Annotated in this window: 25 protein-coding genes; 11 read left to right on the forward strand and 14 right to left on the reverse strand. The window is 40.3% G+C overall.

What is annotated here, in order from left to right:
• Positions 1-127: 127 nt before the first annotated feature.
• The 4 genes from V7L20_RS07665 to V7L20_RS07680 form a co-directional block, all read right to left on the reverse strand.
• Positions 128-520, reverse strand: coding sequence for a PH domain-containing protein (locus V7L20_RS07665; RefSeq protein WP_334743500.1), 393 nt, complete (start codon positions 518-520; stop codon positions 128-130).
• Positions 507-929 (reverse strand): ribonuclease P protein component, encoded by a 423-nt coding sequence (gene rnpA, locus V7L20_RS07670; RefSeq protein ID WP_334743501.1) that lies wholly within the window; start codon positions 927-929, stop codon positions 507-509. Before rnpA ends, V7L20_RS07665 begins: the two co-directional genes overlap by 14 nt.
• Before the next feature lie 26 nt (positions 930-955).
• The gene (gene rpmH, locus V7L20_RS07675; protein ID WP_094327629.1) at positions 956-1090 is read right to left on the reverse strand and encodes a 50S ribosomal protein L34; all 135 of its coding nucleotides are present in this window, start codon (positions 1088-1090) and stop codon (positions 956-958) included.
• 188 nt (positions 1091-1278) lie between these two features.
• Complete coding sequence (locus V7L20_RS07680; RefSeq protein WP_229452389.1) at positions 1279-1791, reverse strand: DUF2808 domain-containing protein; 513 nt, start codon at positions 1789-1791, stop codon at positions 1279-1281.
• Positions 1792-2552: 761 nt separating this feature from the next.
• Between V7L20_RS07680 and V7L20_RS07685 the strand changes: the two genes are divergently transcribed.
• The 4 genes from V7L20_RS07685 to V7L20_RS07700 all read left to right on the forward strand — a co-directional run bounded on the left by V7L20_RS07685 (position 2553) and on the right by V7L20_RS07700 (position 6013).
• Positions 2553-3725, forward strand: a complete 1173-nt coding sequence (locus V7L20_RS07685; protein WP_334743502.1) for a Re/Si-specific NAD(P)(+) transhydrogenase subunit alpha — start codon at positions 2553-2555, stop codon at positions 3723-3725.
• Positions 3726-3853: 128 nt separating this feature from the next.
• Entirely contained in the window at positions 3854-4147 is a 294-nt protein-coding gene (locus V7L20_RS07690; protein ID WP_138499926.1) for an NAD(P) transhydrogenase subunit alpha, read from the forward strand.
• Positions 4144-5547, forward strand: coding sequence for an NAD(P)(+) transhydrogenase (Re/Si-specific) subunit beta (locus V7L20_RS07695; RefSeq protein WP_334743503.1), 1404 nt, complete (start codon positions 4144-4146; stop codon positions 5545-5547). The genes V7L20_RS07690 and V7L20_RS07695 overlap by 4 nt, the downstream gene beginning before the upstream one ends.
• Before the next feature lie 172 nt (positions 5548-5719).
• A complete protein-coding gene (locus V7L20_RS07700) occupies positions 5720-6013 on the forward strand; it encodes a hypothetical protein (protein WP_334743504.1) in 294 nt (97 codons plus the stop codon).
• A gap of 359 nt (positions 6014-6372) precedes the next feature.
• Here the strand turns inward: V7L20_RS07700 and V7L20_RS07705 are convergent, their stop codons facing one another.
• From V7L20_RS07705 to V7L20_RS07715, 3 genes are all read right to left on the reverse strand, one after another.
• Positions 6373-7182, reverse strand: a complete 810-nt coding sequence (locus V7L20_RS07705) for a DUF3800 domain-containing protein (RefSeq protein WP_334743505.1) — start codon at positions 7180-7182, stop codon at positions 6373-6375.
• A gap of 401 nt (positions 7183-7583) precedes the next feature.
• Positions 7584-7946: a DUF5615 family PIN-like protein gene (locus tag V7L20_RS07710; protein WP_334743506.1), complete on the reverse strand. Its 363-nt coding sequence runs from the start codon at positions 7944-7946 to the stop codon at positions 7584-7586.
• Between the two features lie 9 nt (positions 7947-7955).
• On the reverse strand, positions 7956-8186 hold the full coding sequence (locus V7L20_RS07715) for a DUF433 domain-containing protein (RefSeq protein ID WP_334743507.1): 231 nt from the start codon (positions 8184-8186) through the stop codon (positions 7956-7958).
• A gap of 666 nt (positions 8187-8852) precedes the next feature.
• Between V7L20_RS07715 and V7L20_RS07720 the strand changes: the two genes are divergently transcribed.
• The gene (locus V7L20_RS07720) at positions 8853-9107 is read left to right on the forward strand and encodes a type II toxin-antitoxin system ParD family antitoxin (protein ID WP_334743508.1); all 255 of its coding nucleotides are present in this window, start codon (positions 8853-8855) and stop codon (positions 9105-9107) included.
• Entirely contained in the window at positions 9104-9403 is a 300-nt protein-coding gene (locus tag V7L20_RS07725; protein ID WP_334743509.1) for a type II toxin-antitoxin system RelE/ParE family toxin, read from the forward strand. Before V7L20_RS07720 ends, V7L20_RS07725 begins: the two co-directional genes overlap by 4 nt.
• A 492-nt stretch (positions 9404-9895) precedes the next feature.
• Here the strand turns inward: V7L20_RS07725 and V7L20_RS07730 are convergent, their stop codons facing one another.
• From V7L20_RS07730 to V7L20_RS07755, 6 genes are all read right to left on the reverse strand, one after another.
• Complete coding sequence (locus V7L20_RS07730) at positions 9896-10651, reverse strand: hypothetical protein (RefSeq protein ID WP_334743510.1); 756 nt, start codon at positions 10649-10651, stop codon at positions 9896-9898.
• A gap of 340 nt (positions 10652-10991) precedes the next feature.
• On the reverse strand, positions 10992-14111 hold the full coding sequence (locus V7L20_RS07735) for a GAF domain-containing protein (protein ID WP_334743511.1): 3120 nt from the start codon (positions 14109-14111) through the stop codon (positions 10992-10994).
• Between the two features lie 154 nt (positions 14112-14265).
• Entirely contained in the window at positions 14266-14427 is a 162-nt protein-coding gene (locus V7L20_RS07740) for a hypothetical protein (RefSeq protein WP_334743512.1), read from the reverse strand.
• Positions 14428-14434: 7 nt separating this feature from the next.
• Positions 14435-14524 (reverse strand): cytochrome b6-f complex subunit PetN, encoded by a 90-nt coding sequence (gene petN, locus V7L20_RS07745; protein WP_012408302.1) that lies wholly within the window; start codon positions 14522-14524, stop codon positions 14435-14437.
• A gap of 311 nt (positions 14525-14835) precedes the next feature.
• Positions 14836-15096, reverse strand: coding sequence for a transposase (locus V7L20_RS07750; protein WP_334743513.1), 261 nt, complete (start codon positions 15094-15096; stop codon positions 14836-14838).
• A 64-nt stretch (positions 15097-15160) separates the two neighbouring features.
• Positions 15161-15532 carry a transposase gene (locus V7L20_RS07755; RefSeq protein ID WP_334743514.1) on the reverse strand — a complete coding sequence of 124 codons (372 nt, stop codon included), beginning with the start codon at positions 15530-15532 and terminating at the stop codon, positions 15161-15163.
• A 248-nt stretch (positions 15533-15780) separates the two neighbouring features.
• Between V7L20_RS07755 and V7L20_RS07760 the strand changes: the two genes are divergently transcribed.
• The 3 genes from V7L20_RS07760 to V7L20_RS07770 all read left to right on the forward strand — a co-directional run bounded on the left by V7L20_RS07760 (position 15781) and on the right by V7L20_RS07770 (position 17601).
• Positions 15781-16356: a sensor histidine kinase gene (locus V7L20_RS07760; RefSeq protein ID WP_334743515.1), complete on the forward strand. Its 576-nt coding sequence runs from the start codon at positions 15781-15783 to the stop codon at positions 16354-16356.
• Between the two features lie 170 nt (positions 16357-16526).
• Positions 16527-17009, forward strand: a complete 483-nt coding sequence (locus V7L20_RS07765; RefSeq protein WP_334743516.1) for a hypothetical protein — start codon at positions 16527-16529, stop codon at positions 17007-17009.
• Between the two features lie 25 nt (positions 17010-17034).
• Entirely contained in the window at positions 17035-17601 is a 567-nt protein-coding gene (locus V7L20_RS07770) for a 3'-5' exonuclease (RefSeq protein ID WP_334743517.1), read from the forward strand.
• Positions 17602-18123: 522 nt separating this feature from the next.
• Here V7L20_RS07770 and V7L20_RS07775 read toward each other — a convergent pair.
• Positions 18124-18513: a hypothetical protein gene (locus V7L20_RS07775; protein ID WP_334743518.1), complete on the reverse strand. Its 390-nt coding sequence runs from the start codon at positions 18511-18513 to the stop codon at positions 18124-18126.
• Between the two features lie 2031 nt (positions 18514-20544).
• Here V7L20_RS07775 and V7L20_RS07780 point away from each other — a divergent pair.
• Positions 20545-21186, forward strand: coding sequence for a hypothetical protein (locus V7L20_RS07780; RefSeq protein ID WP_334743519.1), 642 nt, complete (start codon positions 20545-20547; stop codon positions 21184-21186).
• Between the two features lie 345 nt (positions 21187-21531).
• Positions 21532-22842, forward strand: a complete 1311-nt coding sequence (locus V7L20_RS07785) for a hypothetical protein (protein WP_334743520.1) — start codon at positions 21532-21534, stop codon at positions 22840-22842.
• Positions 22843-22886: the final 44 nt, after the last annotated feature.

The raw sequence follows: 22886 nt of genomic DNA on the forward strand, positions 1-22886 counted from the left end.
TGTGGGAAGTTCTGAATTTTTGATTTTATCTAAGTAAATTTTGCATTTACTACTCCCTACTCCCGTTGGGCTACGCTACTTCGACTACGCTCAGTACAAGTCACGGCAAGCTTACTCCCTGCTCTGATCACTTGTTAGCAGTAGCGCTATATTCGGGATTTTTTGCAGCAATTCTTTCGTTAATGTAGTCATAGACTTCCCGAAACTTGGGAATTGCCCGCAATTCGAGACGACTGCCGTTTCTTAGGGTTAGTACCATATCTCCCCATAAGCCAATGCCACGGGGGACTGTGACAACTTTGACAATTTCTGAGTAAATTATGTCAGTGCGATCGCGTCCCTGCCAACCTCCCGTCACGGTAATTCGGCGATCGGTGATGCGGAAACGCAGCCACAATGCTCTGACGATTGCCCCAACTGTTAATGGTATCCCGACAATGGTTAGCCCAATCAACAGGTTGACAATTAAATCCCCAATATGGGGGCCACCTTCATAATAAACATCTTCACGAATTCCCATCGAACACCTCAGCTTGTGCCAACAACTGCTCTAATTCTTGCAGAAATTGTGAGCTTACGCACTTAGATTTTGCTGTTGTGGGTTTGACAATGAACACTAGCCGCCATCCTGGTGATAATTTAGGCAACAAGTTATATAAAGCAGAAGCAATTTGCCGTTTGATTCGGTTGCGAACCACTGCCCTTTTGCTGACTTTTGTACTTATGGAAATGCCAATCCGCGTGCTAGCAAGATGTACTGAGTCAGTTGCTTGTGTTGTCTGGGTGGCAGTGGGCAAAGAAGGTTTTGTTGAACATAAAGGCTTTAAGGCTCTCAATGTTAAATAAGAGCCATGACGCCGAATCCCTTCCCGGAAAACTGCTTGGAAATCCTTGCGGGATTTTAGCCGATTTGCTTTAGGCAAAGCCACAGATGCTCTTTTAGCTTAGATACGCCCTAAACGCTTAAACGGTGACGTCCCTTTCTTCTTCTAGCGCTAATCACGTTTCTGCCATCTGGTGTCCGCATTCTGGCACGAAAACCAGAGGTTCTTTTTCTCTTACGGCTAGTGCCGCCTAGTGTTCTTTTCATACTCTTCTCCTCTTAGGTGATTTTTATAAAAACTCACAATCTCTAATTGTATTACGTTATTAGGGAATAGGGAATAGGCAAAGAGGAGGCAGAAGTTCTAAAATGTTTGAATTTTGAATACTTCGACTGCGCTCAGTACAAGTTTTGATTTTGAATTGAGTTCCCCCTCATCTCCCCACTCCCCAAAATTAATTGATGCTCAAAATCCATGTTCCCATGTAGCGCAATAGTGGCACATCGCCAGGAGAAAGAACTTGACAGCGAAAATAATAAACTCCGCCGAAGGCTGGGTTTTTCACGTTAGATAAGACTACCTCAACTCCACTACCTGCTGGTACTGGATCTTGGGGGAAAATATTAATCAGCTTACCTTCTTTGTCCCACTTCACCTCAGAAAGCGGAACTGCTTTGCCTTTGACTCGGACTTCAATTTTTTTCTGGTCAAAAGTTCCTTTGTAATAATCAGGGTAAGTAATGGCAAATTGACCAACAGCCAATTTCATTTTTTGGGCTGGAATCCTTAATATGTATCGATCCCAACCATTGGCTTGTCCACCAAAATCTAACCTAAAGGGTAGCTGATTTTCTTGTTTTACGCCACTAAATAGCGTAAATCCAGGTAAACTTTGTGCCCAAGTTAAGGCTGGTAATCCAGTAACCAGAAAGCTAGTAACGGCTAAAGCAGAAAGTAAACGTCGCATAATCAGGCTTCCTCTACCAAAATATAAATCTGTTATCTAAAATAACTGTATGTTAGTATTCGTTACTAAACTTTACTACTGACTTCCTGACAATTGACGTTCAATAACAAAAAAAGTGCCATCCTAACTGAGCTTTAGGCAACAGCAAAATTACTTAGTTATAAATTTCCCATATACTCGATTTACTTCATTACCCTTACAGAGTGGTGATTTGATGATTAATTAGGTCAATTTTATAACTCAGTATAAATACAGTCTGGATTGGATTGTGTTTCAAAATATGTATAAGTGTATCTAAATTTGAGAATTTTGTTATAAAAATTGAGGCGTGCCACCAGCGATCGCTAGTTAAGTTCGGCTAAATTGATTAAAATAAGTTGGAATCAGAGTCGTAATTATTAAAATTTGATTGGGAAATTATAAAGCTTTCAAAATTTGGTCAATATTACTCTATAAGAAAGGAATACCAAAATTTCTCAATCCCGAAAATAAGCTGAAGATAAAGATGCAAAATTTGGGAATCAATTTAGGATGTGCAATACGTAACCCTGTTTGCAACTATCTGAAAATATGACATCTGCGAGCGGCAAAGTCAGGCTTTGCTTAGACAGCTAAGAGTGGGAGAGGAAAGTTTCAAGGTTCAATCTACAAGTAAAATTCATGGGTGATGTTCCTGCCTAAGTACTATGAGTGCGGGACACGCCTCATCTAGACAATCGCTTACTTGGCAGAACATTAGGTATTTATCTTCAGGAGATTTCATGAGAATAGCAGTTGCTAAAGAAATTGAAGTTTGTGAACGTCGTGTGGCATTAATTCCTGACACCGTTGCTCGATTGGTAAAACAAGGTTTGGAAGTTTGGGTAGAAACAGGTGCAGGAGAGCGATCATTTTTCAGTGATTCTGACTATGAAGCCGCAGGAGCCACAATAATCAGCGATACTGCCAAACTATGGGGCGAAACAGATATTCTGCTGAAAGTCAGCCCTCCACAAGAACGAGAAGATGGACGCTCAGAAATTGATTTGTTAAAGGAAGGGGCTGTATTAGTCAGTTTCCTCAATCCTTTGGGAAACCCCGTTGTAGCACAGCAACTAGCAAATCGTAAAGTCACAGCCTTGAGTATGGAAATGATTCCCCGTACTACCAGGGCGCAAAGTATGGATGCTTTGTCCTCGCAAGCTTCATTAGCAGGTTACAAGGCTGTATTAATTGCCGCAGCTGCATTACCGAAATATTTTCCGATGTTAACCACAGCCGCAGGTACGATCGCTCCAGCGAAAGTATTTATTATGGGCGCTGGTGTAGCCGGATTGCAAGCGATCGCCACCGCTAGACGTTTGGGAGCAGTGGTAGAAGCCTTTGATATTCGTCCCGCTGTTAAAGAAGAAGTGCAAAGCTTAGGGGCAAAATTCGTTGAAGTCAAATTAGACGAAGAAACCGTTGCTGCTGGCGGTTACGCCAAGGAAATCTCTGAGGCTAGCAAACAACGTACCCAAGAAGTTGTCGCCGAACACGTCAAAAATTCTGATGTGGTAATTACCACTGCCCAAGTACCTGGGAAACAAGCACCACGGCTAGTTACAGAAGAAATGGTGGCACAAATGAAACCCGGTTCAGTGATTGTGGATTTGGCTGCTGACCAGGGTGGTAACTGCGCCTGCACCGAACCCGGCAAAGATATTGTGTGGAACGGTGTGACAATTATCGGCCCCATCAATCTCCCATCATCGATGCCAATTCATGCCAGTCAATTGTATGCCAAGAACGTAACATCGTTGATGCAACTGCTAATTAAAGACAAAGCTTTGCAGGTTGACTTTAGCGACGACATCGTTGATGCAGCTTGCGTTACCCACGCAGGTGAAATTCGCAATCAACGAGTGCGGGATGCGCTACAAGCATCGAATACTCAACAACCAGCGGTTAATTAGGGACTGGGAATTAGGGACTAGTGACTGGGGACTAGGAAATAGATACTTAGCAATACTTTCTCAGTACCCAATACACCAATACCCAATCCCCAGTACCCAATACCCATTCTAAAAGGAGTTTTGATTTCATGACAGAGGCATTACTTGCTGCTTTGTTTGTATTTGTTTTGGCATCTTTTATCGGCTTTGAAGTCATCAACAAAATACCACCGACTTTACACACGCCCTTAATGTCAGGCTCAAACGCAATTTCTGGCATTTCGGTACTTGGGGCAATAGTAGCTTCAGGTGCTAGAGAAACAACTGTGTCAGTGATTCTTGGTTTAATTGCTGTAGTACTAGCTACAGTCAACGTTGTAGGTGGCTTCCTAGTCACAGATAGAATGCTGCAAATGTTCAAGAAAAAGGAGATTAAGGCGTGAGCGACTTTTTACCAACTGGCATTCAGCTGACATATTTAGTCGCTGCATCCTTATTCATTTTTGGTTTAAAAAAGCTGGGATCACCAGCTACAGCGCGAAACGGTAATGTGATTGCATCTGTGGGAATGCTGCTGGCAATTGTGGCGACATTGCTAGATCAGCATGTATTGAACTACGAGATGATATTGTTGGGCTTGGCAATTGGATCGGGAATTGGGGCGATCGTTGCCTATAAAGTCCAAATGACGGAAATGCCCCAAATGGTGGGTTTACTCAACGGTTTAGGTGGTGCAGCTTCAGCATTAGTCGCCGTTGCCGAATTCTGGCGATTATTGGATTCTGGCGCACCCGTACCCCTAGATGTGAACATTTCCATGCTATTGGACGTGTTAATTGGTGGCGTTACCTTCACAGGTAGTTTTTTAGCCTTTGCTAAATTGCAAGGTTTAGTTAGCGGTTCCCCGATTACATTTCCTTTCCAGCAACCATTTAACCTGTTGCTTCTGGGTGCTTATTTGGTAGGTAGTGCCTATTTAATCATCACACCAGATAGCTTACCTGTATTCTTGGGAGTGGTAGCTGTTTCCTTAGTGCTGGGTGTGATGTTCGTCATCCCCATTGGTGGCGGCGATATGCCAGTGGTAATTTCGCTGTTGAACTCGTTGTCAGGTGTGGCGGCATCTGCTGCTGGTTTCGTGGTAATGAACAATATGTTAATCATCGCTGGGGCTTTGGTGGGAGCATCTGGCTTAATTCTTACCGAGATTATGTGTAAGGCGATGAACCGCTCCTTATTTAGTGTGCTGTTCAGCGCTTTTGGTACAGGATCTACTTCTGGTGCTGCTGCTAGTGGTAGTGCGATCGATCAAACCGTCCGCAGCATCGATCCCGAAGAAGGGGCGATGATGTTGGGTTATGCCCGTTCTGTGGTAATTGTGCCTGGTTACGGGATGGCAGTTGCTCAAGCGCAACATAGCGTTCGGGAATTGTCAGATCAGCTAGAACGGATGGGCGTTGATGTCAAGTATGCCATTCACCCCGTTGCTGGGAGAATGCCAGGGCATATGAATGTGTTACTAGCAGAGGCAAATGTGGCTTATACGCAATTGTACGACATGGAAGATATTAATCCCCAGTTTGAACAAGCGGATGTGGCTTTGGTAATTGGGGCAAATGATGTGGTAAATCCGGCGGCGCGGAGTGATGCAAATAGCCCGATTTATGGTATGCCAATTTTGGAAGTAGATCGGGCGAAGCAGACGATTGTGATTAAGCGCGGGATGAGTACGGGTTTTGCCGGTGTAGATAATGAGTTGTTCTACAAGGATAAAACGACGATGCTTTTTGGTAGTGCTAAGGATATGGTGGCGAAGTTGGTTTCGGAAGTGAAGCAACTTTAGCGAACCGCAAAGGGCGTGAAGTAAAGAAAGAATTAGAGAGTTTGCTTGCCTTGGGGGTGTTATATTCCTAAGGCAAGTTTTTTACTCAAAAATAATCTTAATACCGTAATTCTTCTATATAAAATTTCTATAATAAAACTCTTACAATTTACTACAAGAGGTTTTTTATTAAATGAGTAACAATCCTATTTACTTAGCAGCATTATATACAGGAGCAAGAATGAATCAAACACACAAGTCACTATTTGGCTCATCTAATCCAGCTACACCAACACAAAAACTAGAACAAGAAACTCAAAGAAGAAGCGAACAATTAGCCGAAGAGGATGAAAGAAAACTGCACCAATATGAAATGATACAGCATTCTATGCACTTAGCAGCATTGTATGCAGTATTGTATACAGAAAAAAGAATGAATCAACCACACAAATCACTATTTGGTTCATCTCATTCACTATTTAGCTAATCTAGCTACACCAACACAAAAACTAGAACAAGAAACTCAAAGAAGAAACCAAGAATTAGTCAAAGGGTATGAAATAACACTATGCTAATACAATGATTTTATCCAGTGGCAGTTCTTCTTGTAGTAGCAATAAGCAGAAATCCGAGTACCTAATTCAACTTTAAAACAAGAAGCGATCGCCTCTTCTTACTGTGCGTCTTGGCGGTTCGTCAAAAAAGCGATCATACCTCCAAATTTCCATTAAGTGATTCTGAGTTGACAATCAGCAAGTTAGAAGATATTATAGTAATTAGGCACAGCCTAGGGGTAGTCGTATGACTGCCGCATCATAAACCGCTAACAAGGCGGTTTTGTTGTTTTTAGGGGTTGTCAAAGCAATAGTACTTAATTCCTAATGTATTAATCTGATTCTGTGTCAAGCGACAATCGACAAGTAGATCAGCATTCTTGAGGGACAAAAATGCTTGGTTATCGGGCTTGTCTTTGCTACGAACGATGGGATACAAACATAAATCAGCAATCTGCATAATTGCGTTTGCCTTCGTCTTACTGTCTATTCCACGTAGTGTGTTTGATAAATCTTCAGCAGATAAAGGTGAATATTTATCCGATCTATTAGGATCAAAAGGATGTCCTTTTGCTCTTAAATCATGAAAGTATTGCTTAAGTAAAGTATCTTCGTTTCTTCCTGCGGCTTCAAAATAAACCATTAGACTACCATTATTCATCCCAGCATACTTGGCACTACGTTCAACTACAATAGAGAATGCACTTCTCATCATCTCCCAGGTTTCCTCACCATACTTTTCAAGATAACGATTGAGATATCCTTGACGAGACACTATGCAGGCATGAACAATTATTGGACAACTAATAATAATAAGTGTCAAGTCTTCCAAAAATCTATCTTGCTCAGGTTTTTGAAGCTTACCTAACCAAGCAAAGCCTTTTTTGCGAGATCGTATTTCATTACCATGCAAGGGTTGTTCTTGAGGAATAAACCAGCGACTTTTAAACTCTGATACTAATTGTTTAATTATTTGCTCATCGTTCCTTTTGATTAAAACGCCACCCATAGCAAAGAAGGGATATTGGTCTTTGGGATCAGGCTTTGGACTTCCAGAATCATCAATGTATATAGCAAATTCACCTTCATCTATTTTATCCATTGGCAGAATATTTTATTTAAATAAATTAAATTTTCTCTTAGCATTACATATTTATGTTACTAAATTCTAAAAAAGCAATCGCCTCTTCCCTTCTTCCTCTTTGTCCTCTGTGGTTCATTAAAAAAGCGTAGGCGAAGCCCGCCGTTCGCGTAGCGTCTCGTAGAGAAGGCATCGCCTGCAAAATCTCCACAGTGCGATCGCTCCTCCTCTTCCTCAGTGTTCTCTGCGCCTCTGTGGTTCGTAAAAAAAAGCGAGCGCCTGCCAAACTTCACCGTGCGATATTTTCTCTCCTTCCTCTGTATTCTCTGTGCCTCTGTGGTTTGTTAAAAAGAGCGATCGCCTGAAAAATCTCCACTATGTGATCGCTACAGTAAGCTACACTAACAATTAATCAACTTAACTTATATCGGTAATCGCCTTATCCGGAAAGTTTCGTTACTGACAGAAATAATCGCCCCTAGTTCTAAATCTGCCTGACATTCCCTTAAAACTTCTGTCAAACGCTCATTAATTGCGTTGTAATTTTCATTTCCTAATCTAAACAAAATTACACTGGGTAAATTATCCCCACTAGTGGCTAAAAGTTGGGCAAAATCCAAGTCTACAGTTAATAAAATCCTCTCTTCTGTACGAGATTTCACTAAAATCTGATCATCTGGTAGTCTTTGCAATCCTTGATCGCGCAAATGTACCACATCATAATCAGAACTACGCAACCAAGACACAGTGCGTAGAGAAATTCCCATATCAGCTAAAAATTTCATTTTACTGAATTAAGCAGTTTTGAAAGGATAAACCCGTTCTTGAGTTAACCAAGCTGCGTAAAGTAAAGATTGACGAATATCCTCTGGTTCTAAATCAGGATATTCTTCTAAAATCTTTTCTACAGATTTGCCATTAGCTACCAAATTAACTACCAATGAAACTGGAATCCGCATCCCGCGAATACACGCTTGTCCCGCCATAATGCGAGGATCAAATGTAACTCTTTCCAAACCTAACATAAATTATTTTTTGTAATATCTTCTAGTTTCTCATAAATTGCCTAAGCATAGAGGGGATGCCTCCAGTTCACCTCTGTACATGATTCTTTGAGTTGTGGAAATCTTCATCTGGATACTCACAAAAGTCTTCTCCTTCTAAGTTAGAGAATATATCTAATTCACTACCAGGTGCATAGTCTACAATTGCTGTGATTGCGGCTAGTGCTAATTGGCTTTTTTACTCATCTTTAGCTTGAAGAACCAATTGCAGGGCTGATTCAGTTATCTTCAGGCGATCGCTTATGCTCAGGCTTGGAAGTGCTTGAAGAATTTCTTTAGTTTCCATATTTATTCAGAGAGCAACTTATATTACTAATGGTAGTGAAATTATGATCAGCGATCGCCTGCAAAATCTTCACCGTGCGTAGGCGTTCGCGTAGCGTTCCGCAGGAAAGCCCGCCAAAGGCATCGCCTCTTCTTCCTCTACGTCTTGGCTGTTCGTTAAAAAGAGCGCTTGCTCTCTTCTTCCTTTGCGCCTTTGCGTGAGATAAAAAAGCGCTCGCCTGATTTCATCTCTATGACAAATGCGATCACATTAATCTTTGAGTTGAAAACTGAGCCGTATTCGTTCGTCAAATCAATTAGCGATAAAATTTGAATACAGTGAAGTTAGTAGGGTTATTTGCAATGAATATTTACCTCAAACCTGAGCATGAGCAGTTTATTCAATCTCAAATTCAAAGTGGGAGATATGCTAATGCCGAAGAAGTAATGAACGAAGCATTCAAATTGCTACAAGCACGAGAACAACGTTTAAAAGAACTTCGGCAAAAAATAGTGGTTGGGAAAGAACAAATTGATAGAAGAGAAGTTACAGATGGTGAGATAGTATTTGCTAAACTACAAGAAAAAATCAATAAAATTGCTGAGTCTAAAAAATGAGTAACTACTCTTTTTCTGATGAAGCAGTCAAAGATTTAAATACTATTTGTGAATATATTGCCCAGAATAGTCCCAGTGCTGCTAGTAAACTTTTTGATGCAATTCGCCAAAAATGCAAATTAGTTGCTGGATTTCCCAACATGGGGAAGAGTTATGAGCAATTATCTGCGAATCTACGGGGATTTAACATTGAAGAATATATCATCTTCTACTATCCCAGAGAAGATGGAATTGATATTGCCCGTGTCATCAGTGGATATAGAGATTTAGAGTCACTGTTTTTAGAATTAGAGTGAAATAGTCATAGTCTAATTGCACCTTCATAATAAACGCGATCGCTTAATTCCATTTTCTACAACAAATGCGATCGCTCTCTTCTTCCTTTGTGTTTTCTGCGCCTAGAAAGGTTCGTTAAAAAAGCGTAGGCGTAAAGCCTGCGGCATAGCTATGCTTAGGGCGTAGCCTCTGGTAGAGAAGCCCGCCGTACTCCTACGGAGAAGCAAGCTACGCCTAGCGTCTCGTAGAGAAGGCATTACCTGCAAAATCTCCACTATGCATAGGCGTTCGCGTAGCGTTCCGCAGGAAAGCCCGCCAAAGGCATCGCCTCTTCTTCCTTTGTGTCTTAGTGTCTTTGTGGTTCGTTAACAAATAATTTGGTAACTGAGATAAACCAGTTGTAAAACACGAAAACGTAGTGATGTGATTATACAAAACACCCCACTCCACATTAGCCTCAGCCAAAGTGAAATGAGGTGCTTTTATTATTGGTAATTAAACAGAGTTTAAAATTAATCCAATGACTTGCCAGCTTTACTTAAAAGCTTACTTAATCTTTGAATTGGCCCCTTAAATCCCCTTGGGGCTTCAGTTGCAGCTTGTTGAGTTTGTTCACCCAGTTTCGTCAGCACCTCGGCAAAGTCAGCACCTTTGGCGGTTTTGCGCTTCAAGAGTTGCTTAAGTTCTTTAAGTCCATTAGCAACTTCTTGGAGATTCTCGTTTTCAGACTTATGCAATAAGGTGTACCACGTATCAATTGCACCTTGCGCCGCCTCAGGTTCAATTTTAGTCAAGTCTCCTTCAAGGGTTTCTATTACTGATTCTATGTGTTCAATCTGTTCGCGGTCTTCCGCCTTACCTAGTGAAACACCTATATTGCGAAGTTGCTTACCCAACTTCTGTAACGGAGTTTTTAGTTCCTTATCAGTATCAGAAGCAACATTGCCTGTTTGCTCACCAATTTCAGTTAGCACTTCACCAATTTCATGACCTGTGGCCTTACCACTTTTGACCAGTTGCTTGAGTTGCTTGAGGTTATCGGCAATTTCTTTGATTTCTGGCTCTTTAGCTTTGTGTAAATAAGTATACCACTCATCGATTAAGCCAGTAGCAGTTTCGCTATCAAGAGCAGTCAAGTCTCCTTCTAGTGCAGAAAGAAGTGAATCTAAATCCAAGTTATCAGCTTTATCAGCTTTTTTAGCTGCTGTGCTTTCTTTCTTGGCAGCAGTCTCGCCTTGTTTACTATTGGATTTTTGTTGAGAACTCATGGTGTGATTTCCGTAACAAAATTAAATAAGTGTACAGGTATCACCTTATAAAGACTCTACGGAATTGCCCTCATTCTTAGGTAAGACTTACGCACTATATAAATCTATAATTATGTATATTAATAGAAATCAAAGTTTTCAGACCTTTAGTAAAAGCCCAACAAAAAGTAGTATTCACTTTTTCTGTAAGCTTTCCTACAGTCTAGCTGTTCTCGAAGCTAGGGGCTGATTTTAGCATAGGTGTAAAAGTGCTAATAAATATTTCTACCTTTTAGCGAAATGTAAAAAAGTTATCGCCGTCTAACAGTGCTGTGTTGGGCTTAGAGTTCTTCTAGCTAACTCACGGTTTCATCGGAATTTGTATCCAGAACTCACAACTGTTACCAGGTTCAGAAACACACTTGATATTACCGCCATGTTTTTCCACAATAATTTGGTAGCTAATAGATAACCCCAAGCCAGTGCCTTGTCCAGGTTGTTTGGTAGTAAAGAAAGGTTCAAAAATGTGTGAGCGCACAATCTCTGGAATCCCACAACCATTGTCAGCAATCCAAATCAGAACAATATTCCCTTCTATGATTTCTGTACGTATGCAAATTTTCGGATTTTCAATTATTTTTCCACTAGTTACTGAGTTTTCCAGTGCATCGATCGCATTGTTGAGAATATTCATAAACACCTGATTCATCTGGGCTGCATAGCAAACTACTGGGGGCAATTCACCATATTGCTTAACTACCTCAATAGCAAAAGAATTAGTTTGTGATTGCAGTCGATGTTGTAAAATTAGCAAAGTACTATCGATGCCTTCATGAATGTCAACAGGCTTCATTCCTGTTTCATCAAGTCTAGAAAAACTTCGTAATGACAATACTAATTGAGAGATCCGCTCTGCCCCCATCTTCATTGAAGTCAAAATTTTGGGCAAGTCATCACTAATAAAATCTAAATCCATTGCTGCTGCTTGCTTTTGAATTTCTCCTGTTGCTATAGGATAATGTTTCTGATAAAGGCGCAGTAATTTAAATAAATTTTCGGTATGTTCAGTAACATAAGTGATGTTGCCATAAATAAAACTAATCGGGTTATTGATTTCATGTGCTACACCAGCAACTAACTGCCCTAAGCCCGCCATTTTTTCACTTTGAATTAACTGGCTCTGAGTGTACTGTAATTCTTTAAAAGTCTGGGTAATTTCTTCTTTTTGACGTTGAGTTTGTTCGAGTAATTCCGCTTGTTGAAGCCCTACCCCTAACTGAGTACCAATCTGCATCAGCAAATCTACCTCATCCTCTTGCCAATCACGGGGCTTGATATTTTGATAAGCTGCTAGTAATCCCCAAAGTTTCTCACCCTGAAAAATTGGCACAATCATATATGCCCTAGCCTGCATTAGCTCAAGCAGAGCAATATGACAAATAGAATAATTGGTGCTGTAAATATCTTTAATGACATTACTTTTACCATTAGCAAACCTTCCGCCTTGCGTTTCTTGTAAGTAATCATCTGCAACTACAGGTACAATTTCTCTTATTGGTGTCCAACTTTGGGCTAAAGACTCAGCAACAAATTCACCACTCCAATCAGCCCCGAATCGATAGATTGTGACTCGATCAACTTCTAATAGCCGCCGGACTTCTTCTGTACTGGTGGCAAAGATGGTATGAATATCAAGAGACTGGCGAATTTTCTCCACCGTTGCGGCTAATGCCTCCTGTCTTTCGGCTGCTTTTCGTTCTCGTGCAGCAGCTTGAGCCAGTTTTTGGGTTTGCAACTGCATCTGTTTCAAAGACTCAGCTTGCTGTAATGCTACCCCTAATTGAGCGCCAACTTGTGCCAATAAGTTGATTTCTTCATCTTGCCAATAACGAGGCTGGGAATTTTGATAAGCTACTAGTAATCCCCACAATTTCTCGCCCTGAGAAATTGGCACAAAAACTTCATTCCGTGCATACTTACCCGCTTGCTTTCCTTGTACAAAAACGCCTTCTGTCACAGGCTGCGGCTTAATCATTGGTGTCCAGCCATCAACAATAGAATCAGCGACAAATTCGCCACTCCAATCAGGATAGAAACGATAAATTGCTACTCGTTCCACTTCTAATAACCGACGGACTTCTTGAGTTGTAGTTTTAAATATGGCTTCAATATCAAGAGAGTGACGAATTTTTTCTACTGTGTGCGCCAATGCCCTTTGCCTTTCGGCAGCTTTACTGATATCTGCTGCTTGGATTTGCATTTGTTGGATAAATTCTGCTTGCTGCAAAGCTACACCTAGTTGTGTGCCCACTTGAGTAAGCAAGTAAATCTCATCTTTTTGCCAATCACGACTTCCAGCATTTTGGTACGCTGCTAGCAAGCCCCAGAGCTTCTGACCGTGATAAATGGCAACGATCGCATAAGCTCTTGCTTGATATATCTCTAAAATTTTAATGTAGCAGTCACTAAAGCCTGAATTGTAAATGTCATTACAAAGCCGATACACTTTACACTGAGTGAAGTTACCACCCTCTGTTTCTTGTAAGTAGGTATCAGCGACTGGGGGGTTAGCTAAATCTCTAGCGCTACATTCGCTGACGTTCTCTTTCAATTCTGGCCGTTGCGACTGTCTCTCTGTAAGGGAAACCCAACCCTCTGCGACTGATTCAAACACAAATTCACCACTCCAATCGGGATTGAAGCGATAAATAGCTACTCGGTCAGCATTTAGCAGCTGCCTAAGTTCTTTGGTGGTTGTGTGGAAAACGCTTTCTAAGTCTAGGAATTGACGAATTTTCTCAATGGTTATGGCGATGGTTTTCTGCCATTGGGCTGCTTTTTCTCTGGCTTTTGCTTGTGCTAGTTCTGCTGATTGTAGTTTTACCTGTTCCAGATAATCTGCTTGCTGTAAAGCAACTCCTAAATGTTCGGCGATTAATTGGACAAACTCAATGTCTGATGCTTCCCATTGTCGAGGACTACCACACTGATGAATACACAACAATCCCCATAAATCTTTACCTTTGATCAAGGGGGCAGTTATATTGGCACGTACCTGAAATCTTTCTAGAATCTGGATGTAGCAATCACTGGCATTAACTTGATAAATATCAGGTATTGCTCTAATCCGACCTTGCTGATACAGTTGTGCAAACTCCTCGCTAAAGCAGTGGTCGTGCAGTTTGGCTGCTAGTGCCGAATCCCATTCTGTTGCCACATCTTCGTAGATAAATTCCCCTTCCCATGCCAAATCAGGATAAAAACGAAACACACTAACCCGATCACTTTTCAGAAGCTGGCGGACTTCAGTAACTGTAATTTTGAATATGGTTTCTATATCTAGAGACTCGCGGATGCGGGCAATAACTCCAGATAAGGCTTTTTGTTGCTCATTTTGACGTAAGGAGGATCTCACATTTGAATGAGATTCTTGCTGTTGTGAATTTGGTTCTATGGGTTGAGTAGTAGAGGAGTTTTCCATTCCTAGTGGGACTTTAAATATTGAAAGTCTTCTATCTCATGATTCCCGTTGTGATCGCAAAGGTAACAGTTATTTACTAGGAATGCCAAATAAAATAGTGTAGGGACACGATATTATCGTGTCCCTACAAAAAGATTGTTCAACCACAAGCAAATTATCGCCGCTTAGGAGTGGCGCTGCGGGTGGTGCGTTTGTCTTCATCTCGACGACGGCGATCGCGCCAATCTGCTACGGTCAAATAACCAATACCACCAGTGACTACTAACAGTAGCACTACGGCAACTAAAGTTAAAATACTCAAGAATGGACTTTCCACGATGCCTCTACAGTCCGTTACGTCCCCAAACTACCATTGCAATTGACCAAGTGAACACAACTAACAGTGATACCCAACCTAGTGTCAAAATCTCCATAGTCCCGCTTTTCAAATAATTACAAAAGGTTTCTAATATTTATCATACAGGGATTGGGTAGGCTGAGATTTTTTTAGAAATGACATTCTAAGTTGGGCGTGCCATGTCTACGATGGTCACTGAGCGGCTGAGCGCAGTCGAACCATGTCGGACCACTTCGAACCTATCCCACTAATATTATTTTGTTAATCTAGATATGAATTGTAGCAAGGTCAATGAATGCGTCAAAGTAAACTTTTTGACGTTCCCATCTAACAACAAGACGGCGATATTTGCGCTGATACCAAGCAAAACACCGCTCTTGCTGAAATCTAGGAACAGAAATTTTGATTGGTCTTCCTCTGTTTTTCTTGGTTTTCCAAACTCGCGCGTGGGATTTGAGGACGAATACCTCGTTTGCGTAGCTCAGCACATTTTTGTTTCGAGTCGTAACCTTTATCAGCAGCTAGTACTTTGATTCGCTTACGTGGTCTGCCACGTTTTAATGTTTTAAGCTTAACTTTATCAAGTAGAGGTATTACTTGTTCTCTCTCGTTACCGTTGGCTGGGGTAGTGCAATTAGCCAAGGGCATTCCATTCCCCTCGGTAAGCGTGTGTATTAAAATACCTTTCCCTTTGCCACCATAAGCAACTTCTTCACCCCCGCCCTTCCCAGGGGGAAAAAGACCCGTCAACCGCGCCAAAGTCCCAATTTATCAATCCTTTCTCATTAGCGTAGGCGTAGCCCGCCGCAGGCATCGCAAGAATACGCGCTTGTAAATATTCAAATGTTCCATCTGAGCGCCATCGCTTTAACCATCGGTGAGATGAGCTTTTGGATGCCCACACATTCCCCTGAGGTAGGTCACACCATCGACATCCAGTTATCAGGATGTACAGCATACTATTTAATACATGACGATAGGGAGCATGAGGCATTCCTTTGCCACGTTTTTTTGGCTCCTTAGAAAATATATCTTCAAACAACTTCCATTCCAGGTCACTTAATCCTTCAAAACGCCCAGCCATACACAGATACACCCCTCTTATACGAGAAGTAGATTACCATATTTCGGTATTAGTGGGATAGGTTCCACTTCCTGGAAGCAAGCTAGCAAAAGCGTCTTGTAGAGAAGTGTGGGCTACGCCTACGCAAACAATACATCATTTTTTCTTGGTACGGTGGTACTTCAAGCATTAATAAAGATAAATGTAAAAAATTAGCGATCGCGCTTTTCCACTTCATGGTTTGGGAATACTAAAGTTCTGGGTATATCTTGAGTTCATTCCAGCTAGGGTCGGAACGAATTCAGAAGGTTTCTAATTCACTTCGCAGCTTCTCTGGCTCGGATAGTGATGCAAAAATACTTGCAAATTTGCATTTAGGATTGGATAGTACACTGATGATTTTACAACACCGCCTCAAGGCGAATGGCGATCGTCCCGGCATTAAAGTTATTAAGAGTTATGCAACATTACCACTGGTAAATTGCTATGTCGGGAAGATGAATCAAGTATTCATGAATATTCTAGCAAACGCAATTGACGCCCTTGATGAAGCTATTATCCAAGACAAAATGAGCAATAAAATTCCTCAGATTCAGATTATAACAGAAATAGATTCTGAACAATCGGTTGTAATTCGGATTGCTGACAATGGGATTGGTATTCCTGAACGGGTTAAACAACGCTTGTTTGAGCCGTTATTTACCACAAAAATCGTTGGGAAAGGGACTGGACTTGGCTTGTCGATAGCCTATGAAATAGTTGTAGAGAAACACGAAGGTGTATTAGATGTAAATTCTCAACCAGGTATAGGAACCGAGTTTATAATCAAAATTCCTATAGAATAGCAACATTTAATTAATTACAAAACTGCTTTAGCATTTATCATACTAAAGACTGGGGAAGAATTTTCCCAATACTTCGGCAACGCCCTTCGGCTACGCTCAGGACAAGTTCAGTACAAGTACCCAATCCCTAATTTCTATATAGAGTGAACACAACTTTAGCTCTTCAATTAATGGCAGAACGCATAGAATCCCTTAAAGCTGGAATAATTGAGGGGTTATCTGTGTATTTCGCTTTTGCGATCGCTAGTCTGTTGAATACTTTAGTACTGGCAAAGCATTTTCAGACACTCACATGTCTGCAAAATGATCTTGACTGGCACTTGTGGGTGAGTGGTGCAGTTGCAAGTTTTACTGGTTTCCTATTTGGTGTCACCTACCGCTATATCATCCGCTCAGATAAAAATCCCCAACTCAAAGCTGGTGGTGTACTGGCCTTTGGCTTAGTGCGGGGATTAACTCAGATAGAACTTGGCTGGAATTCCAATAGCACAATTTGGCCTTTTTTAATGTTGGCGGGAGAAAGTGTGCTGTGGTTTGCGTTGGCTGCGTTGGCGCAGCCCGCCGTAGGCATCGCTCTTAATGTCGCTATTCAACTCCGTTGGGTTAAACCTTTTTTATCTATCAGTCTAAAGTCCCTATTTTTAGAAACTTAAGTATAATTTATTACTAATATATAATATGAAAACTAAAATATCCCACTATTATCTGATAGTTGATCTGGAGGCTACATGCTGTGACAGTGGGACTATTCCTCGTCACGAAATGGAAATTATCGAAATTGGTGCTGTGATGCTCAATCGAGCAACCTGGGAAATTGATTCTGAGTTTCAGCAATTCATTCAACCTGTGAGACATCCGCAACTGACAGCTTTTTGCACCGAATTGACTAGTATTCGTCAGCATGATGTTGACGAAGCGCTAAAATTTCTGGAGGCAATTTCTCACTTCAAAGAATGGATTTATTTATTTCCCAATCATATTTTTTGTTCTTGGGGCAATTACGACAAAAAGCAATTTATTCAAGATTGCGCGTTTCATAATTTCCCTTATTTTTTTAGTTCAAAACACATAAACATCAAAGAGGAATTTTCAGAATATCTTGGTGTGTCTAAAAAATTTGGTATGGCACAGGCTCTCAATGAGTTGGGGATAGAATTAAAAGGTACACACCATCGTGGCATTGATGATGCCCGCAATATTGCAGCTATCTACAAACAGATTAAAACTAAAAATCAAGCTGAATAATGGGTCTGACTTTTCACGGTATATAGAGAAGCTCATTTTGAGGGTTTCCCAAGCCCTAATTTTTTCGTTAGCTATTTTCATTAACTTAAAATTATTGAGAATTAGACTATGGAAAAAGCCACGCTTTTTCGGGGCTTTAGGACTTACCGTGAAAAGTCAGAATAATGAGTAAGTTATAAGGTAGCATCTTTAGCTGTTGCAGTGGATTACGATAATATAGCGCTTTGGGTACTTATCTTACTTATACCGTTTCTTTGTGAAGCTGCGCTAAATCTCTTAATTGATTATTTCTTGGCGTACTTGGCGCTCTTGGCGGTTCGTTTTTTATTTCTTGCCCCATAAGCGCATCTTCATACAGAATTGGTATTAGTTATTAATTCAACTTAATCAGGGTACAGCTAGATAAAAGTAATGGAAAAAGACAAGCGATCACTTGTCCGAACCAAGACGTCACCAATCAAAGAAATTACTTAATATGTAGCTTTTGTTACTCGTGCAGTATCAGATTAATAATTATTATTTCTAAACAAAAGGATTTTTGGAAGAAGAATCTTTTTTGCTAGGTGAGTATTCAGAGCAATTAATCGCTTCTTCGGTAAGAACAATAGAAGGATTAACCGCACATTTTAGATAATGATTATTGGAATAAAAGCTACAGTTTTTACAGGGGAGTTTGTATAAAACTTTGACGGGAAACACCATTTTATAATCTAAAAGTGCCCTAATTTTTCGCAATATTAGGAAAAAAACTATCCAACTAATTACAAAGCCAACAGGGGATAAAGATATTGCTATATCAGTAATAGTTAATTCATGCGTTTGTGCTTTATCTTTTGTTGCTTCACTTACGATTACTTGATCTAAGTTATTATTACCTGCTATAGCTGTTGCCAACATTTGAGGATTATACATATTATTTACCTTTTACTATATGTCTTTAGTGCCTTGATTTTTGGTAACTAGAAAAATATCATGACTATTATTGTGTCATTGAGATTAGGTTGGTTACACTGTTTCGTTGTGAATATATAGTAATACACTTGGGTTAGTGCCAAAAATCTTAAAATGTGTAGGTTGAAGAGCTATTGCGCCCTTGCGGTTTCCCGACTTGTTCGCTCTTAGCGTTCCCGTAGGGTAGCAAGTGGCGTTTGAAGAACGTAGCAAGATTCCGCAGGGGAACCCAACATTTTCAGGGCTTTGTTGGGTTGCGCTTTGCTTAACCCAACCTACAATTTTCCTTAACTGAACCGTATTGGAATGGATAGACGTTCTTTGAGAAAGAAAATTTAGCCAAATTTTAGAAACAAGATTTGATATTACGTCAATCATAACAAAGTTATAATTTTTTTATAGTAGAGATGTAAATATAAAAAAATTTTAAGATAAGATTTAGGTTTTATTATGTTTTTTGATAACTAAATTAGTATAGATTTTTTAGTAGATCAAGTTTTAATGTTTATAAAGGTTTAATTATAGGTTTAGCAAAATAAAACCTTAGCCATATCTGTCGATAGTTTTGCTTATATTTTTAAGTTATATACCCAAGGGGAGAAATTAGATTATGCACTTATAAATAGATGTTCTTCTGTTAAAATATATCGCTATAGCTGCATAAAGAGAATACGAAAACGTTTCTAGTCTCCATATCTGAGAAACATGATCGCCAAAAGCAAATGCTAACAAGGCTGTCATTCGTGCCCAGGCAAATACAGCGTTTTGCAACTAGATGAGGTATACCTTTCCCTAACCCTCCCCCTTCCAAGGGAAGGGTGCGCGATAGTGCGGGTAGGGTATTGTTGTACCTCACCAAGTTGAAATCTGTTGTAAAAAGGCGGCTCTTCCCCTAAATACACGTTTTAAATAATAGTAAGCATTACCAACATCGGGATAGACACTAGCTAAGTCTGCATAGAACGGCCTACAGCGATCTAGGACTTACGCAAAATATCTCTCAAACTCTGATTTCTCCGTGTCGCGCCAGTTGCTTCTCCCAAGGGGAGACGCTCTTGCTAGCTTGCTTCCCCGGAGGGGTACAAGTCTCTTAACCGCAAGGGCGCACAGAAGCCAGTGCGCCTCTGCAGTAGCCTGGGGCAAGCCGATGCAGCGTCTACGTTATTCCGTAACTCATGCGTGAGTCCTACGAGCATTAGCAACAACAGCTTGCTAAATTGGAAATCTTATACTTAGTAATCTAAAGTTATATTTAAAATATATATTATTATTGCTAGAACAAAAGTACTATATCTTAAAATACTAGTGATCTAGAAGTAAATTGATTTTGATTCTCAGCTATTTACGATGAAATTTAATCAAGAGGTAGTTATAATTCATTGTGTACAACTTTGACAACTGTCCACAATAGTGTTGCATGTCTCAAGCTCATGGTAATATTATTTTACTGTTAGGAGATATTATTTTATACATCAACTTTAAAACATGCTGAAACAGTTAGTTAAGTGCGCTACCTCCAAAAAAGAAAAATTATTCAACCTCCCAAGTAAATCTACAAAAGCCATAATGTGCAAAGCACAGAGCTTTTGAAATTCTGCTTATATAAGGTACTAAATAGCTCACAAAGTCCTCTTTTAGAAATCATTAGAACTAGCGAAGGGACAAAACCCTCTTCAAATGGCAAAAAATTAGACAAGAGTAAATAGAAAGATTTTGACAGGAAGTCATTTGTTTTTCGTATATCTAAAAGTATAGAAAAGCTAAATTTGTCTTGTCAATAAGACATTAATATTGTGGGTTTTCTTTAGATATTGATTTCTTTTTGTGGTTAGTTACCTATATAAAATCCCTATTTCATTGTTGAAAACTTAAGCTACCTCGACCAAATGAGGCAAACACTTAAATTTAATAAATGATTTAGGACTGCTAGATCAATCTTGATTTAGTAACGACTCAATTCTGAATAACCTCAGCAAAAGTAACAGGAAAAACATGAATATCATTGTTGGTTTGTTTGGAGCGATCGCTATCCAAGTATCTGCGATCGTTGCGATGTCTAGTATGGCAATGGCTAATGACAAGCCCCGGCAAGTCTATACCCAGGAGACTCTTGCTGCTTCTCTACGGAAAACAACGCAGAAGATTTGCTCTTTAGATCCCATTGATAATTTATTACCTCCAGTACAAACCAAGGCAAGTAATTCTGTGCTTTCTTACCTTGCTGAACAGGGTTTTATACAGAATCAAGAGGGTTCTTGGGTCTGTTATGCCAACGATCCTAAAAAAGAAGGGCGTTACTTTACCCTATTTAAGGTTAAACAAGTTGATGACAGGCTCATAGCAAGTTCTTTCCTAGATGAGGGCAGTCTGATTCAGGGACAGGAAAATCGTAGTTTGGACTTCTTTATGATGCTGATTAAGCGTCACATGAGTACTAGTCCAGAGAACCGTCAAGGTATACGTAGGTATTTAGAAGCTTTTGTCTCGTTAGTAAAAGAAGGGAAGATCAAACCCACACGTCGCGGGTTTCTTTTCGACCAACCAAACCGGGGATTGATTTTATATCACACACTCTCATCAGGAAATCTCAAAGGTACCGGAATCACGATCAACATTTCTTTAGTTAAAAGTTGAATAAAGGGGAGAGTGGGGAGTGAAATGAGTTATAGATGGGATTCAAACCTCACTCAATTTATAAAAAAATTTTTTCCCAATCCCAATCTTAGCTACCAAAAATAAGCTAAAAAACATCTAATTTGCATAATCGAATTAAATATAACTCTTATGGGGTGGGCCGAAAAGCCTGCTCAGCTTATGCAATTTAAATGTGGAACAGCTTAAAAGTGAATGTTAAGACTCGGTGAGTCTGAGGTATTGCTATGACCTATTGAATTTCCAAAGCTATTAATATCGACCCTACGAACTAAAACAGGGACGTGAACAACCAGTGAAATTGCTGTCATTTAGTGGAGGTGCATCTTGCCTAAATCAATTGTTCAAAGAATTGCAATGCCTTTTGAGGAGTATCTTATAGAGAAGGGGGTTCGGTTTGCGACCATCGTATTATCATCTGTTGCAGTAGTCCTCACTACGTGTCAGTCTGCTTTTGCACAGCTCAATATTGGACGTTATGGTATCCAACAAGGATTGGAGTATGAGTATCTCCAATACCAAATCAATAACCAGAATCTGAGCCAGATGCGAGTCATTCCTGGATGTGATGTGGGATTTGGTTTGACTTGCAATAAAACTGGCTCGGTAATCCAGCGATTACTGGATTTAAACGATGGAACTAGCTATCAAAACCTCTTGATACGAGCAGCTGGTGGGGAAAAAAACTTCCAGAATTTCGCTAGCTTTTACGGTAACAATCCCAATCTCTCTGAAGTGCCTTACGCCTCATTTTGGAGAAACCAATCCCCCGAGATCATGGATGGATCTCAATACCTTCTTGGACAACCTGTTAGTCGGAATCCAGTAGAAGGACTTGGACTTGTAACCAAGCAGTTCTACTGGTCACCATACTCAGGAGCCAATAACTCGATCAGTCTCCGTAACGGATTACTAGACTTGAAGTTGTCATACGGACGACTACTCTTTGAGGAAGCCTCAAAAATCCCCAACATTAAGCAGCAGATTCAATCTTTAGGTCTGTCGCCAGAGATGACGAATTTTTATTTCAATAAAATCTCTACAGGCTTGGATGCGTTGAGTTCTGGAAATCCAAACCAACTTCAACAGAGGATTTTAGAAGTACTATCATTTCCATACTCCGAAAATGGTGGGGAACTCGGACGTCCTAATAACGCAATTCCAGAGGAATTTAGTCAACTCTTAGGAGAAGATATTCCAGGAGATATATTACTGAGTGATAATCCAATAGCGTTGGATGGAGAAGTAATAGGCCTCGATACTTCCCCTGCCTTTACGGGAGATGTTTTGGTACAAGACAATCCTGATTCCTTTCCACTCTGGCCAATATTCGGAATTGGAGGTCTTGGTTTAATTCTGCTTCTACTATTGAATGGCGATAGTTCTTCAGCTCAAGGATCTATTTCATCTGTTACTCCTTTGTCTCTCACCAACACAAATGAATGCGATCTGACTCCCAGTGGTAATGGTTCTGATCACACACAGATCATTGAGATTCCGTGTAATGTTACTCCTAAGACTCCTACGGAAGTGAAGAAGGTAGTGGAGCCATCAACGATCAAAGCGCTTATATTGCTAATTGTTCTATTATGCATAGTCCGTAACAAACACCGCTCTTTAAAAATCCGTAATTCATAATTAAAAGTAAGGGCAGCTTAGAGAAGAAATATGATAGGGTTAAA

This window comes from Nostoc sp. (assembly GCF_036916735.1).
Classification (GTDB): Bacteria; Cyanobacteriota; Cyanobacteriia; order Cyanobacteriales; family Nostocaceae; genus Nostoc.